Source organism: Microbacterium sp. VKM Ac-2870 (genome assembly GCF_015350795.1).
GTDB lineage: Bacteria > Actinomycetota > Actinomycetes > Actinomycetales > Microbacteriaceae > Microbacterium.
On sequence record NZ_JADKSH010000002.1, the window covers coordinates 118,559 to 134,167 of the forward strand.

Sequence of the window (15,609 nt, forward strand, 5' to 3'; positions counted from 1 at the left end):
CAACCGCAACAATGGAGCCGTGGAGCGGTCGATCGAGACCCAGGTCAGCCAGGCGGTGGACGCCTGGCTGCGATGGCTGCCGCGCTGGGAGCCCGCCACCCACCGCGGTCGTGTCGCTCCGTGCCGCCGCTGTTTCGGTTCGCCCATCCTGTCGGCCGCGGGCCTGGGCTCCGACGTACCGCACGGTGTTCAGCACGGCTTGTCGACCCGCATCAAGACCATCGTCGATCACGCCGTCGCGGAGTACACGGCGCGCAACCTGCCGATGCTGCAGACCGAGCTCGACCAGCAGGCCGCGCGCAACCGTGCCCGCAGCTACCGTCCTGCCGAAGGCCTCGACCCCGAGTTCGAGGGGCTGCCGCTCGACCCCGAGCCGCTTCCTGGCGCCCCGTTCCTGTTCACCGTCGGGGGTCTTGCCGAGCAGGCGGATGCCGACGTGCCGTCTCTGCCGCCGCTCACCGACGAGGCGAAGGCCGCTCTGCGGCAGGAGGTGAGCCTCGCCGACGACTACGCCAACATGATCGGCCGTGAGGTATGCGCGGTGCTGCTGCACCATCGCCTTCGCATCCAGGCCGCGATCGCCCAGTACGTCGAACCGCAGATCGCCGCGATGCTCGAAGAGCTCACGCGTTCGCTCGATGCGCCGTTCGATCCCCACGCCGACCCCGGGCTGCCCGAACTCTGAGCGGCATCCGCCGGCCGACGACGGCCCGGCGCGGGGGTTCGCGGGGCGCCTTTGTTAGCATGGCCAGGTCTTCGATGTCTCGAGGACGGGTCCGCGAGATGACTGAGGGGTGCCATGACGCGCAGGCTCCCGTCTGCGCCGCCGCAGCTGCCGGGGCTCGACTACGTGCGTCCGCTGGGATCCGGCGGTTTCGCCGATGTCTTCCTCTATCAGCAGGACATGCCGCGCCGTGCCGTGGCGGTCAAGGTTCTGCCCGCGGGGGAGCGCGACCCGGATCTGCTGCGGATGTTCAACGCCGAGGCCGATGTGCTCGCGCACCTCTCGGCGCATCCGGCCATCGTCACGGTCTATCAGGCGGGCATTTCCGCCGACGGTCGCCCCTACATCGTCATGGAGTACTGCCCGGGCTCGCTCGCGCAGCGGTATCGCATCGAGCGGATGCCGGTGGACGAGGTGATGGCTGTCGCGGTGCGCCTGTCGGGCGCTCTCGAGTCCGCCCACCGCGCCGGCCTCATCCACCGCGACATCAAGCCCAGCAACATCCTCGTCACGAGCTTCGGGTCGGCGGTGCTCGCCGACTTCGGTATCTCGTCGTCGCTGCAGCGCAGTTCCGCCTCGGATGTCCTGGCGATGTCCATTCCGTGGAGCGCGCCCGAGGTCGTCGCCGAACACAGCGGTGGCACGATCGCGAGCGAGGTGTGGAGCCTCGGGGCGACGGTCTACTCGCTGCTGGCCGGTCACAGTCCGTTCGAGCGTCGCGAGAAGGACCAGAACACCCGTGAACTGATGCGCCGTCGCATCGCGCGGGCGACTTTCGTGCCGATTGCGCGCGCCGACGTGCCCGACGCGCTTCAGCAGGTACTGGCCACCGCGATGACCCGCGACCCCGACCGTCGCTACGCGTCGGCGCGGGAGTTCGGTGAGGCGATCCGCGATGTGCAGCGCGAGGTCGGCCTCTCGCCGACGCCGCTGGAGGTGCCGACGGAAGAGTGGATGCCGGCATCCGACGCCGTCGACTTCACGGATGTGTCAGCGCGAGGCCCCGCGCGCAGCCGTGTGGGCGAGGCGCGCCGACGTGCGCCGTCCGACGCGATGCAGCGCCGCACGCCGAGTGCGGAGGACGGCTCGAGCGGGCTCAGCGCGTCGTCGCCGCGCGTGCTCTGGTCGCCGCGCGTGATCGTGCTGTCGGTACTCGGCGGTGTGGTCGCCGTCGCGGGGCTCCTCGCCGCGGGAGCGGCCCTGTGGACGGTGATCCGCTGATGAAGCGCGGCACCGCCGCGGGTCTGGCGGCGGCCGCGGCCGCGCTGGCGTTGATCGCGGGCATCAGCATCGTCTGGCCGGGTCTGGACGCCCAACAGACGCCGCCGCGGCAGAGCTTCGCCTGGGTGCTGCAAGCCGATTCGCTGCGCTACGCCCGCGTGAACACGGCGGTCGGCGAGATCGACACGGTGCGGTCCGTGAGCAATCCGAGCCGGATCGTCGCGTCGACCGACGGGTCGTACATGTTCACCGACAGCGACGCCAAGGTCGTCCGGATCGACGACGCGGCGCCCGCCGATCTCGACGCCGCCACACTCCGCTCCGCGACGGCGGCTCCGGCGGGGACGGCCGATGTCGATGCGGCGGGCGATGTCGTCGGTTACCGCACCGATGCCGGTGCGGTCTTCGCGGGCCGACTGTCGGCCGGGGCACCCTCGCCGATCGGTGTCCCCGCGTCCGTGGCCATCGCCGCCGAGGCGGGCGGATCGTTGTTCAGCTACTCCGCCACCGCGAAGACGGTGGCGCGCGTCGATGCGCTCACCGGACGGGTCGAGGCGACCGACGACGTGTCGGCGACCCTGGAGCGTCCGGTGCTGACCGCGTCCGGTGACGGGTGGGTGCTCCTGGACACGTCCGGCCCCGACGCCGGCCAGTACTGGACCAGCCGCGCCAGCGGTCGGATCGCGATCTCCGGCGCGGTGGCCGTCAGCCGTGCGGCCACCGACGGCGACGCTGTCTACGTCGCCGATGACACCGGCCTCGTGCGCATCCCGGTGTCGGGCGCCGGCGCCGAGCGAGTTTTCGGCGACAGCACCACTTCGCGGGGCACGCCGGCGCGACCGCTCGTGCGTGACGGAGTCGTCCACGCCGCCTGGCTCGGCGAGGGCACACGTGGCGGCACGCTCTGGACGTCGGCCGGCGGCGACGTGCCCCTCGACTATGCGGGGCAGGGACTCGCCTCCCAGCGGCGACCGGTGTTCGTGGATGCCGGTGACAGCCTGGTCCTCAATGACGCCCGCTCGGGGTGGGTGTGGACGGTTCCCGACGGGCGACTCCTGCCGTCGAGCCAGAACTGGAACATCGAGGATGAGGTGCAGACCGCCCCGAAGACGAGCGACCAGAAGCCGCCGCCGGTGATCGACCCGCGGCCTCCCGTTGCGGAGAACGACACCTTCGGGGTGCGACCGGGGGCTCTGGTGAGTCTGCCGGTACTGCTGAACGATCATGACCCGAACGACGACGTGCTCGCCGTCGATCCGGTATCCGTGGTCGGGCTGGATCCCGCGTTCGGCACGGTGACGACGACCGATGACCGTCAGCGTCTGGCCGTGCGCGTGGCACCCGGGGCTACCGGGACGGCGACGTTCACGTACGCCGTCACCGACGGGACGACCGCCGACGGATTGATGTCGCCACCGGCGACCGTGACGCTGCGTGCCGTCGTCGACGAGGAGAACTCCGCGCCGGTCTGGTGCGGTGTGGAGGGATGCCGCCAGGATTGGCCGACCCCGGAGGTCGCGCCCGGCGGTACCGTCAGCGTGCCCGTCCTCGGCGACTGGGTCGACCCCGACGGCGACCCCGTGCTGCTGCTGTCGGCGACCGACGACTCGGGGCTCGGACAGGTGGCGACCACTCCCGAGGGCGACGTGGTGTTCCAGCACCACAACACCGGCGCCGTGGGCGAACAGGTCGCGACGTTGACGGTGACCGTCGCCGATGTGCGCGGGGCGACCGCGGTGCGCCAGCTGGTCATCCGCATCCGCGACGACGCCCAACCGGCCGTGCAGTCGTTCGCCGTCGTCGACGTCGCCGGCTCGCGTGTGCCCGTCGATGTCGCCCCCCACGTCACCGGGACGGCCGGTGACGTCACCGTGACCGCGGCGCGGGTGCTCGACGATGCGGCGGCGACCGCCACGGTGGTCGGCGGTTCGGCCACGTTCGACTTCACCGCGTCATCCCCCGGCGCCTACCGCGTGGCCGTGACGGTCTCCGCGGCCGGCCGCGAGGCCACCGGCACTGCGCGCATCACGCTGCTGGATCCCGCTGGACCGGCGAACCTCTCCACCGCGCCGGTGGTCGCCTTCGTCCGTCCCCAAGCCGATGCGACGGTCGATGTGCTCGCCGCGGTCACCAATCCGACGCGGCGCGTGCTGCTGCTCAGCGACCCGGTGATCCGCCCTGCTCCCGGCGCCGCTCTGTCGGCCGACATCGTCGCCCAGAGCCAGTTGCGCGTGTCGGGCACGACCGCGTCGGGCCAGTCGGGCGTGCTCGGCACCGTCTCGTACCGGGTCGGTGACGGAACCAACGACGACGGATCCGCCGTGACCGGCGAGGCGACCGTCTACCTCCTGCCGCCTGCCACCGAGCAAGCGCCGATCGCGGTCGACGACAGCGTCGTCGTGCGCGCCGGCGCCCAGATCGACATCCCTGTGCTCGACAACGACGTCGCCGCGGTGGGGACGCGTCCGCGGCTCGACCCCGAATCGATCGTGTCGTCGAGCCCCGATGCTCTGGCCTTCGCCGCGGGCGACGTGCTGCGCTACCTCGCGCCCACCACCCCCGGCGACCAGACCGTCGAATACCGTGCGTTCACCACCGGGGCGCCGACTCTCGGCGACATCGCGACGGTGCGCATACGCGTGGTGGGCGGCGAGAACAACCGCGATCCGCTCCCGCGGACGCTGTCGGGGCGCGTGCTCAGCGGATTGTCGACGACGATCCCGTTCGACGCGTTCGGGATGGACCCCGACGGCGACGTCGTGCGGCTGGAGCGCATCGTCGACCAGCCGGCGCACGGGTCGGCGGTCATCTCCGCCGACGGCACCTCGATCGTGTACACGAGTGTGTCGGGCAGTTTCGGGCAGGACTCGTTCACCTATCGCGTCGTCGATCCGTCGGGTGCTGCGGGCGTCGGCACGGTACGTGTCGGCGTGCTCAGCGGCGACGCGAGCCCCGCACCGATCACCTACACCGACTACGTGCAGGTTCAGGCCGGCGCCGGCAACGTCATCCGCGTACATCCCTTGGCCAACGACATCGATCCGATGCAAGGCCGCCTCACCCTGGAGCGTGTGCTGCCGGATGTCCCCGAGTTCGCGCTCGACGGCACACCGACCGCGGAGTTCGCGCGGCTGCAGCAGCGCATCACCGCGCAGAGCGACGACGCCGTCACCGTCGCGGCGGGAGACTCTCCTGGCACGATGTCGTTCCTGTACGACGTCGTCTCCTCTTCGGGAAACACCGCGCGCGGTCTGATCGTCGTCAAGGTGGTCGCTCAGCGGGTCGCCGACTTCCCGGTGGTCACGGACACGGTTGTGAGCATCGACGGGCGCGACGACTTGGCCCGCGGCATCGACGTGCTCGCCGGAAAAGTCGTGTGGTCGGGCGGAGATACGGCCGATCTCACCGTCGGGCTCTGGGGCTCGCCTCCCGACATCGGTGTCGACGGCACGCGTCTGCGTGGCACGGTCGACGATCGGGCGCACCTCATTCCCTTTTCGGTGACGGGCCAGACGGCGAACGGTCCCGTGACCACGTACGCCTTCCTGCGCATCCCGGCCGCCGCCGACATCCCGCTCGCCTTGCGGGCCGGCGCGTCACCGTTGACGGTGGGCGAGAATGCGCAGGCCGATGTCGACCTCGCGAGCCTCGTCGCCGTTCCCCGCGGGCGAGTGCTCGAGGTGTCCGATCAGGTGCGGGCATCGGGCTCGCGCTCGGCGGCGACCTGCGCCATCGTCTCGGCGACCACCCTCCGTTACAGCGCCGGCCCCGACGCGCCGTGGACCGATGCCTGTCGGGTCTCGGTGCGGCTCGCGGGCCAGTCGAGCTGGACCATCTTGTCGATCCCCATCGTGGTCACGCCGATCGACCCGCAGCCGCGGTTGTCGCCGGCCGCACTGGAGGTCGCCCCGGGCGACACGCAGACATTCGATCTCGGCTCGATGACGACGTGGCAGGGTCGCCCCGAAGCGATCACCTATCGGGTGGACGACACCGCGGCATCCTTCGATGTCACCCTTCAGGGTGCACAACTGACCGTTCGCGGGCTCGACAACGCCGTGCCGGGCACCGTCGAGGGCGTCGTCGTGCAGATCACCTCGCACCCGGGTGTCGCGCCCGCCCGTATCTCGCTGCGCGTCGGCGCGGCCCCCTCGACCCTGCCGCAGGGCGGATCGGTGCAGCAGCAGTGCAGTCAGGCCGCCGGCAGCTCGTGCACGATCGACGTGATCGGTGCGGGCGGCGAGGTCAATCCGCTGCCCAGCACCCCGCTGCAAGTCGTCGCGGTCGCGCCCGCGGGCGCCTGCACCGGCGTGACCTTCGCGGTGGTCTCTCCCACCCGCGTCTCGGCCAGCTGGACCACAGATGCCCCCGGTGCGACGTGTGCGGCGAGCTTCACGGTCCGCGACGCGCAGGGTCGTCAGAGCGCGAGCGCGCGCGACGGCCGCATTCTCCTCGACCTCCAGGGCTATCCGCGGGCGCCCGCCAGTGTCGCTCAGTCCGCCTACGCGGACGGCAGCCTGACGCTGAGGGTCGACCCGGGCGCCGCTCAGCAGGCCTATCCGGCGCTCACCGGATTCGAGGTGCGCCAGGGCGGCCAGCGTGTGGCGGTATGCACTCCGCAGGGGGTCTGCCCCGCGATCAGCGCCCCCAACGGCGAGCAGCGCTCGTACGAGGCGGTCGCCGTCAACGCCGTCGGCCCGTCGCTGACGTCGGTGCGCACGACCGCGTGGGCGTACGACCCGCCCGCCGCGCCTACCGGCGCCTCGTCCAGTCCGGTCGTGGCCGGCAACGACGGCGGTGTCGCCGCACTGACGATCACCGGAGTGGATGCCGCGAACACCGGTGCCCTGCAGATCTCCAGCCCCGTCGGAGAGACCCAGACCGTCGCTGTCGCCGCCGACCAGACCCAGGTGACGGTGTCGGCCTTCCGGGTCGGGTCCAATACGGCCACATCGGTCACGATCACGCCGGTGTCGCGCTTCAGCGCGCCCCCGGGCCTTCCGGGACCGGCGATCGGATCCACCACGGTGCAGGCGCACGGCATCGGCGCCCCGACCCAGGCCGCCCTCACCCTCTCCGCGGTCAACACAGGCGGCGGACGCGTCGACGTCACGGCTGTCGGCAGCGCGAGCCCCGGCGGGGACGGCGCGGGCGTGCGGTACGGGATCGTCCGCGTCGCGGACCCTGCAGGCCCGAGCCAGATTGCGCTTGCCGAAGACAGCTGCCGCGCGACCGACGGCGGCGCGAACCGGGTGTTCCGCGACCTTCCGGACGGCCGCCTGTACACCTTCGTGCTCTGCGTCGAGTCCTGGTCCGACGGGAAGTCGTTCGGTCGCGCCACGGCCACTCAGCAGGTGCGCGCCTCGCAGAGCGGCGCCGCTCCCACCGGCTACACCTTCGTCGTCGGCCCGACAGCGCACGTCACCGGAGCGGGAACCGAGGCGGGGCGGGCGACCTGGACGATCGACCAGACACCCACCTCGCCGGAGACACCCCCCAACGACAACAACGTCGCCTTCCGCGGCCTGCCGAGCACGGTCTTCGACACCGACCCGCAGATCCAGGTGCGCTACGAGCACAAGGACGGGTGGTGGCAGTCGGCGTGGGGGCAGGTCACGCCGGCGGCCGGCAGCGCTCCCTATCAGGTGCAGGCATCCTGGACGCTGGGCACGTGCACGGGCGGCACGACGCTCAGCCGCACCGGCAGCACGAGCGGCTCCGACGGCCGTGTCACCTTCGACCCGTCCGGCATCCGCTACTACGACAAGAACGACGCGTTGATCGCCCCGGGAACCGATCCGTGGACGGTGCCGGATGCCGCCGTGCGCGTCGCCGGCATCCGCGTCGTGGTCGACTGGGCCGGAACGGGATGGAACCTGTCTCCCGCCACCGCCGACCTCTCTGCCCGCTGCACGCCTTCCACCGTGCCGGACCCGGCCGGCTGACCCCATGGAGCTGTCATGACGATCACCACCGAGCAGGCGACCTGGTTCGCGCAGACCTTCGCGCAACTCGCCGACAACGTCGAACGGGCGGTGCTCGGCAAGCGCCATGTGGTGGAGCTCGTGCTGACCGCCATGCTCAGCGAGGGTCACGTGCTCATCGAAGATGTGCCCGGCACGGGCAAGACGTCCCTCGCCCGGGCGGTCGCTCAGTCGGTGCAGGGCACGACGACCCGCATCCAGTTCACGCCCGATCTGCTGCCGGGAGACATCACCGGCATCACGGTCTACGACCAGAAGACCGGCGCGTTCGAGTTCCACGCGGGCCCCATCTTCGCCAACATCGTGCTCGCCGATGAGATCAACCGCGCCAGCCCGAAGACGCAGGCGGCGCTGCTCGAGGTCATGGAGGAGGGGCGCGTCACGATCGACGGTGTCTCACGCACCGTCGGCACGCCGTTCCTGGTGCTGGCGACTCAGAACCCCGTCGAGCAGGCCGGCACGTATCGGCTGCCCGAGGCGCAGCTCGACCGCTTCCTGCTGCGGACGGCGCTCGGCTACCCCGACCACGCGGCGACCGTGCGCATCCTCGACCGCGCGGCCGTCGCCATCGCCGACCTGGCCCCCGTGATCACTCCGGGAGCGTTGGTGGGCATGAGCGAACTCGCGGCCGAGGTGTACGTCGACGCTCTGGTGTTGGACTACATCGCACGTCTCGTCGACGCGACACGCTCGGCCGATGAGGTGCGGCTGGGCGTCAGCATCCGCGGTGCCCTCGCCCTTACCCGCGCCTCCCGCGCGAGCGCCGCCTCGCAGGGGCGCACCTATGTGACCCCCGACGACGTCAAGCGCCTCGCGGTGCCCGTGCTCGCCCACCGCTTGATCCTCCACGCCGAGGCGGAGTTCGACGGCGTCACCCCTGAAGCCGTGATCGGTCAGGTGCTGCTGGATGTCGCACCGCCAACCCGCCGGGAACCGGCGTGAGCCTCGGAGACAGCCGCCTCACCCGAACATCGGCGGGCAGCCTCACCGGGGAGCGCACCGAGGTCACCTCGCGGCGCGAGCGTCGCTTCGTGGGTGCGGCTGTGCGGGCGTCCCGCGCATGGACGACGCTGCGGGCGGGCGGGCGCGCGGTGGCTGCCTGGTGCCGCGCGACGATCCGACCCGCCGGTGCGCTCGTCCTCGCCGCGGCGAGTGTCGGCCTCGTCGCAGGTATGGTCTTCGGCTGGGTCGAGGCGATCGTGGCGGGGGCCGCCGCGCTCGTGCTGCTCGTTCTCGCCCTACCGTTCCTGCTGAACGCGCGGACGTACGGCATCGAGCTCATGCTCGATCGCGAGCGCGTCGTCGCGGGAACCCCGGCACGTGCGCAGGTCACCGTGCGCAACAGCGGCTCGCGTGCCGCACTGCCCGGCCGCATCGACGTGCCGATCGGCGCCGGTCTCGTGGAGTTCGGTGTGCCGATGCTCGCGGCGGGCGCCGTCTCGACCCACGCGCTCGAGATGCCGCCCCAACGGCGCGGCATCGTGCGCATCGGCCCGGCGACCACCGTCCGCTCCGACCCGCTCGGTCTGCTGCGCCGCGAGCACGCCTTCGAAGATGTCCAAGAGCTGTTCGTCCACCCCCGCACGGTCGTCGTGCCGTCCTCGAGCGCGGGCCTCATCCGCGACCTGGACGGAAGTCCCACTCGCCGCCTCGTCGACGCGGACATGTCCTTCCACGCGATCCGCGAGTACGCCCCCGGCGACGCGCGTCGCCAGATCCACTGGAAGTCGACCGCCAAGACCGGCCAGCTCATGGTCCGCCAGTACGAAGAATCCCGCCGCTCGCGCATGGCCGTGGTGCTGGGCCTCGCCGAGGGGGAGTACGCCTCCGACGACGAGTTCGAACTCGCCGTCAGCGCGGCCGGCTCGCTGGCCCTGCGCGCCGTGCACGACGCGCGCGACCTCGACATCGTCGTCGGTGCCGAGATCCCGCGCGTCGTTCGCGGACGCCTCCGGGCCATCCGCCACATCCCGGCCGGCAGCCCCCGCGTCGTGCTCGACGGGTTCAGCGCCGTGGAGCGCCTCGCCGAGACGATGTCGTTCCCCGACGTCTGCCGCCTCACCGCCGAGGCCAACGAGCGCCTGTCGGTGGCGGTGCTCGTGGCGGGCTCCGGTGTCGGGCTGGCGACGTTACGTCTTGCCGCGCTGGCCTTCTCGGCGGATGCCGCGGTGGTCGCCGTGATCTGCGACGAGCGTGCGCACCCGCGCACCCAGGTCGCGGGGCCGCTGACGGTACTCACCATCGGAACGCTCGACGACCTGAGCGGGCTCATGCTGCGCGGAGCCCGCTCATGAGAATCCTCGCCGGGGCTCTCTACGCGGCCACGGCCGTCGTGTTCGCCGCTGTCGCGGCGTGGCCGATCTACCGATCCGCCTCGTTCCTGATGCTCGTGGTCGTCGCATCCGTGCTCGCTGCCGCGGTCGCTGGCCTCGTCACCTGGCGGCGGTGGAGTGGCTGGGCCGCGGCCGGACTGCTCGTCGCGGTCGTGCTCGTCTCGGGCGTGCCGCTGGCCGTACCCGCCCGCACCGGATCGGCGGCGCAGATCTTCGAGGGTCTCGGCGACCTCGGTGCCGGTGCGCTGTGGGGCTGGAAGGACGTGTTGACGGTCGACCTCCCGGTCGGCTCCTACCGCAACCTCCTCGTTCCGGCCCTCATCGTCTTTCTCGTCGGCACGGCGAGCGTGCTGCTGTTGGCGTGGCGCACCGACGCGATCGCCGTGCTGGCGGTGCCCGTCGCGATCGTCATGGCGGTGTTCGGCCTGCTGTTCGGCCGCACCGACGTGAGCGCGCCGCTGGTGATCGGCCCTCTCGTCCTGCGTGCGCCCGTCGAGACGGCGGTGGGCATGGGCGTGCTGCTGAGCGGCGTGCTGTGGCTGTCCTGGCGCACGCGCGCGGCCCGCCTCCGAGCCCTCCGACGTGCGGCCGACGCGGGTGGCGTACGTCTGTCGGGATCCGCGCGCCCGACGGGAGCGGCGGTGCGCCGTGCGGCGCTCGGCACGGCGATGGTCGCCGTGGCGGCGGTCGCCGCGGTCGCCGTTCCGGCGGTCGCCGCCCCGTCCGAGCGTGACGTGCTGCGCGATGCGACGGGTCCACGCCTGGAGATATCGCGTGCCGTCAGCCCGCTCAGCTCGTATCGCGCGTCCTTCGCCGATAGTCGCATCGATCAGGAGCTCTTCCGCGTCTCGGGCCAGGCGCCGCCCGATCGCGTTCGTCTGGCCGTGCTCGACGCGTATGACGGATCCGTGTTCCGCACCGATGCTTCCGGCGATCCGTTCGTGCGTCTGGCATCGGCACGCTCCGCGCCCGATGGCACTCCCATCGACGCGGACGTGACCATCGGGGCGCTGACGGGACTGTGGATGCCGTCGGCGGGCGCCGTGGCATCCGTCGACTTCCGCGGCCCACGGGCAGGCGCGCTGAGCGACGGCTTCTACGTGAGCGACTCTCGCCAGGCCGCCGTCGAGACCGCCGCCTGGCAGTCCGGCGACTCCTACCGGCTGCAGGCTTCCGTACCCGGTGCCCCGGCGCTGAGCACCATCACCGCACCCGGTGGACAGGCGGCGGTCGGCGACGCCGACGCGACGGGTGCGGCCCTGATCGCCCCGGCGAGCCTGCGCACCTGGGTGCAGCAGCACGCCACCGGAACGGGCGGCGCGGCACTCGACGGGCTCGTCACACTCCTGCGACAGCGCGGTTATCTCAGTCACGCCCTCACGGGCTCCGACGGCGGCGCCACCTGGATGAGACAGCTCGACGGCGGCTATCGGTTCGTCCCCAGCGCATCGGGCCACTCGCTCGCCCGCATCGACGACATGTTCACGGCGTTACTGGCACGTGAGGCCGATCCGGGCGCCTCGGCATCCGACGACCTCGTCGCCGCCGTCGGCGACGATGAGCAGTTCTCGGTGGCCGTCGCGCTGATCGCCCGCGAGCTCGGCTTCCCGGCGCGCGTCGTCGTGGGTGCGCGTCTGACATCGACCGATCCGGATGCCGCGACCTGCGCCGACGGCGTCTGTCGTGCCGGCGACCTGTCGGCCTGGGTCGAGGTGCGCGCCGCCACCGGGCAGTGGGTACCCGTCGACGTGACACCGCAGCACACGCAGCCGCCGCGCCGCGAAGTCACCGAGCAGCCGGATCCGCAGATCGGCACCTCGGTCCGCCCCGACGGTGTCGCCGAAGTGCAGCCCCAGCGTCCGGCGCAGGAAGACACCGCCGCGCCGACCGATCGTCCCGACAGCCTCGATCTGCGCTGGTTGTGGACCGCGCTGGGTGTCACGGGGACCGTGCTCGGTGTGCTCCTGGTGCTCGCCGGGCCATTCCTCGCGGTCGTCCTCGCCAAGGGCTGGCGACGGCGCGCGCGGCGACGCCACCCGCAGCCTGCGGTGCGGATCGCGGGTGGTTGGGATGAATACCTGGATGCCGCGACCGACGCGGGCCGCCTCGTTCCCGCCGCCGCGACGCGCACGGAGATCGCCGGCGCGCTCGATCGGCCGGCGGCCGAGACCCTCGCCCGCGTCGCCGACGAAGCGGTGTTTTCGCCTCGAGCCATTCCCGCCGACGACGCCGACGAGTTCTGGCGGATCGTCGACGACGAGCGTGCCGCGCTCGCCTCGACGCGCTGGCGTCGACTGCGGGCAGCCGTATCGTTGAGATCGTTCGTCCCGCGATCGTTCCGGTCACACTTCGAGAGGGGGAGTCGCGCGGCATCCCGCCCGCGGCGCACCGCATGAACGCACCCATCGGCGACTCCGTCGGCGCACTGCTGGGCCTGGTCGCCCTCGGGGTGAGCCTCGCGCTCTACATCTGGACGGCGCTGGCGCTCGCCGCCGTGTTCCGCAAGATGGGCGAATCGTCGTGGAAGGGCTGGATTCCGTTCCTCAACATCGCGACGGTGCTGGCGTGGGGCGGCTTCAGCCCGTGGATCCTGCTGCTGCTCCTGCTGCCCGGACTCGGGGCGATCGCCGTGTGGGTGCTGCTCATCGTGGCGGCACACCGTATCAATCCGGGCTTCGGCTATGGCAGCGGAATGACCGTGCTGGCTGCCCTGCTGTTCGTGGTGTGGGCGAGCATTCTCGGCTTCGGCCCGTCACGCTGGCTCGGTGCGCGTCCGGCGGGTGGGGCGGCGCGCCCCGACAGCGAGCGGCGGCCCGCGACGCTGGGCGGAGTGTTCGCCCGCGAAGAAGAACCCCGAGACCCGGTCGTCGTGTCTGTCGTGCCCGCGGGGCCGTTCGTCCCTGGCACGCCGGTGGCGCCGGCCATCGCCGCCGACTCCGCGGTCTCGCCGGACGGTGACGCCGCGGGTGCCGATCGCACCCCCGTCGACGCCGACGACGACATCCTCCGCCTGTTCGCTCCGCCCGCTCCCGTCGCGGCACCGACCTGGACGCCCCCGCAGACGACGGTGCCCCCGGCGTCGGCGCCCGCACGAGGCTCCGTCGTCGTGCCGCCCGCCGCCGCGGAACGGCCCGCTGTGGCTGCGGAACCCGAGATCGCTCCGCCCGTCGCCCGCCCGCCGGCGGCCGCTCCGGTGTCCGCCGCCGCAGTCGCCGCCGGTGACGTGGACGACCGCGAGGAGAAGCCTGACGACGACGCGGCCTGGCCCTCCGAGATCGATGACGTGTCGGCCATCGCCCCCTCACCGTTCCCGCCGAGTTCCGGTGCGGGCTGGCGCCATGCCATGCCGCCCGTGACCGACGACGCGCCGATCGACTTCGTCCCGGGCCGTCGGAGCACCGCCGAGCCCGCACAGGCCACCGGATCCGACAGTGTTCAGCGCGTCTCCGCGGCGGCCGCTGCCGCCGACGCGGCCGCACGCCCCGCCGTGCCCGAGCCGACGCCCGCCCGCCGCGCCGAGCCCGCGCCGGCCCGCCGCGCCGAGCCCACGGAAGATTCCATGTCGCCCGAGGAGGCCACGCCGTTCGAGGCTGCCGCCGGGCCCGTTCCCAGCGAACCCGAACTTCGTCGCGCGCGGCCCTGGCCCGCGTTCGCCGTCGCGCCGCACGAACCCGACGGGTTCCCCGAGCTCTCCGGAGAGGTGTCCGCGGTCATCGGTTCCCCCGCAGCCGGGTCGCCGCGGTCGGCGGCAGGGTCCGTGGCCGCCCAGCAGCGACGAAACGATCCGTCGGGCGACGATGACATCGATCAGACGGTCATCACGCGCCGCGCCAAGAAGCCGGTGTGGCAGCTCGTCCCGGCATCCGCTCCGCCGGTGCCGATCACCGCCGACGTGGTGATCCTCGGTCGGCGCCCCGTCGGCGACGCGGCCTTCCCGGGCGCACAGCTGGTCGCGGTGCCCGGTGAAGCGCTCACCGTCTCCAAGACTCACGCCCGCCTCGAACGGCGCGATGACGTCTGGACGATCACCGATCTCGCCTCGACCAACGGCGTGCTCGTGCGTACGCTGATGGGCGAAGAGGTCGAGGTCGAGCCCGGGTCGAAGATCGACGCCGGCGAGCGGTTCTTCCTCGGCGACGAGGAGTTCCATCTGCAGCGCATCGAGCGCTGAGACCCTCGCCGGGGCATCCGAACTCGACGAAACCCGCGACGCACCGTCCGCGTTTGCCCGGGTTCGTCATACGGCGTAGTATTGACCGGGTGTGCGCACATGCGCGCCGTCTGTCATGCCTCGGCCTGCGGACGGAGTGAGCGCCCGCGATCGGGATCGGTCTGCGAACAGGCCGCCCCCACGGCATATCCACCCCCAAACGTCCGGCGCACAGCCGTGCAGGTGGATCTGTGGTGAAAACACCATCGCTGTCACCGTGCAGCACCTGCGGGGAAGATAACCCCCGCGGCTCAACAAGGAGAGAACGTGCCAACCATTCAGCAGTTGGTTCGCAAGGGACGTACGCCCAAGGTCACCAAGACCAAGGCGCCCGCCCTGAAGGCGAACCCGCAGCAGGCGGGTGTCTGCACCCGCGTGTACACGACCACGCCCAAGAAGCCGAACTCGGCGATGCGCAAGGTCGCCCGTGTCAAGCTCCGCAACGGCACCGAGGTCACCGCCTACATCCCCGGCGAGGGTCACAACCTGCAGGAGCACTCGCTCGTGCTCGTCCGTGGAGGCCGTGTCAAGGACCTTCCCGGTGTCCGTTACAAGATCGTCCGTGGCGCCCTGGACACCCAGGCCGTCAAGAACCGTAAGCAGGCTCGCAGCCGCTACGGCGCCAAGAAGGGTTGAGTTAGATGCCTCGTAAGGGACCCGCACCCCGCCGCGTCGTCGTCAACGACCCGGTCTACGGTGCTCCGATCGTCACCCAGCTGGTGAACAAGATCCTCGTGGACGGCAAGAAGTCCATCGCCGAGTCGATCGTCTACACCGCCCTCAAGGGCGTGGAGGCCAAGAACGGCCAGGATGCCGTGGCGACGCTCAAGAAGGCGCTCGACAACGTCCGCCCCACCCTCGAGGTCAAGAGCCGCCGCGTCGGTGGCTCCACCTACCAGGTGCCCGTCGAGGTCAAGCCGCACCGTGCGAACACGCTTGCGCTGCGCTGGCTCGTCTCCTACGCGAAGGGTCGTCGTGAGAAGACGATGACCGAGCGTCTGCAGAACGAGATCCTCGACGCATCGAACGGCCTGGGTGCCGCGGTCAAGCGCCGCGAAGACACCCACAAGATGGCCGAGTCGAACCGCGCCTTCGCGCACTACCGCTGGTAACCAGCGGCGATTCGGTGGCCGGCCG

At 71.7% G+C, this 15,609-nt stretch carries 9 protein-coding genes; all 9 read left to right on the forward strand.

Annotated elements, in window-relative coordinates; translation table 11 throughout:
* Positions 1–19: 19 nt before the first annotated feature.
* The 9 genes from ITJ43_RS04470 to rpsG all read left to right on the forward strand — a co-directional run bounded on the left by ITJ43_RS04470 (position 20) and on the right by rpsG (position 15,584).
* Entirely contained in the window at positions 20–685 is a 666-nt protein-coding gene (locus tag ITJ43_RS04470; RefSeq protein WP_194582641.1) for a spermidine/putrescine ABC transporter substrate-binding protein, read from the forward strand.
* A gap of 114 nt (positions 686–799) precedes the next feature.
* Positions 800–1,945 carry a serine/threonine-protein kinase gene (locus ITJ43_RS04475; protein ID WP_194582642.1) on the forward strand — a complete coding sequence of 382 codons (1,146 nt, stop codon included), beginning with the start codon at positions 800–802 and terminating at the stop codon, positions 1,943–1,945.
* Positions 1,945–7,890, forward strand: a complete 5,946-nt coding sequence (locus ITJ43_RS04480; RefSeq protein ID WP_194582643.1) for an Ig-like domain-containing protein — start codon at positions 1,945–1,947, stop codon at positions 7,888–7,890. Before ITJ43_RS04475 ends, ITJ43_RS04480 begins: the two co-directional genes overlap by 1 nt.
* Before the next feature lie 15 nt (positions 7,891–7,905).
* On the forward strand, positions 7,906–8,871 hold the full coding sequence (locus ITJ43_RS04485; protein ID WP_194582644.1) for an AAA family ATPase: 966 nt from the start codon (positions 7,906–7,908) through the stop codon (positions 8,869–8,871).
* Entirely contained in the window at positions 8,868–10,223 is a 1,356-nt protein-coding gene (locus ITJ43_RS15290) for a DUF58 domain-containing protein (RefSeq protein WP_194582645.1), read from the forward strand. Before ITJ43_RS04485 ends, ITJ43_RS15290 begins: the two co-directional genes overlap by 4 nt.
* On the forward strand, positions 10,220–12,658 hold the full coding sequence (locus ITJ43_RS04495) for a transglutaminase-like domain-containing protein (RefSeq protein WP_194582646.1): 2,439 nt from the start codon (positions 10,220–10,222) through the stop codon (positions 12,656–12,658). Before ITJ43_RS15290 ends, ITJ43_RS04495 begins: the two co-directional genes overlap by 4 nt.
* Positions 12,655–14,433, forward strand: a complete 1,779-nt coding sequence (locus ITJ43_RS04500; RefSeq protein ID WP_194582647.1) for a DUF5684 domain-containing protein — start codon at positions 12,655–12,657, stop codon at positions 14,431–14,433. The genes ITJ43_RS04495 and ITJ43_RS04500 overlap by 4 nt, the downstream gene beginning before the upstream one ends.
* A gap of 306 nt (positions 14,434–14,739) precedes the next feature.
* Positions 14,740–15,108 carry a 30S ribosomal protein S12 gene (rpsL, locus tag ITJ43_RS04505; RefSeq protein WP_005050525.1) on the forward strand — a complete coding sequence of 123 codons (369 nt, stop codon included), beginning with the start codon at positions 14,740–14,742 and terminating at the stop codon, positions 15,106–15,108.
* A 5-nt stretch (positions 15,109–15,113) separates the two neighbouring features.
* Entirely contained in the window at positions 15,114–15,584 is a 471-nt protein-coding gene (gene rpsG / locus ITJ43_RS04510; protein ID WP_023954027.1) for a 30S ribosomal protein S7, read from the forward strand.
* Positions 15,585–15,609 lie beyond the last annotated feature (25 nt).

Excerpts from the sequence above, each read along its gene's own strand:
- ITJ43_RS04475 (WP_194582642.1), top strand. The coding sequence starts at position 800 with ATGACGCGCAGGCTCCCGTCTGCGCCGCCGCAGCTGCCGGGGCTCGAC.
- ITJ43_RS04480 (WP_194582643.1), top strand. The coding sequence starts at position 1,945 with ATGAAGCGCGGCACCGCCGCGGGTCTGGCGGCGGCCGCGGCCGCGCTG.
- ITJ43_RS04485 (WP_194582644.1), top strand. The coding sequence starts at position 7,906 with ATGACGATCACCACCGAGCAGGCGACCTGGTTCGCGCAGACCTTCGCG.
- ITJ43_RS04495 (WP_194582646.1), top strand. The coding sequence starts at position 10,220 with ATGAGAATCCTCGCCGGGGCTCTCTACGCGGCCACGGCCGTCGTGTTC.
- ITJ43_RS04500 (WP_194582647.1), top strand. The coding sequence starts at position 12,655 with ATGAACGCACCCATCGGCGACTCCGTCGGCGCACTGCTGGGCCTGGTC.
- rpsG (WP_023954027.1), top strand. The coding sequence starts at position 15,114 with ATGCCTCGTAAGGGACCCGCACCCCGCCGCGTCGTCGTCAACGACCCG.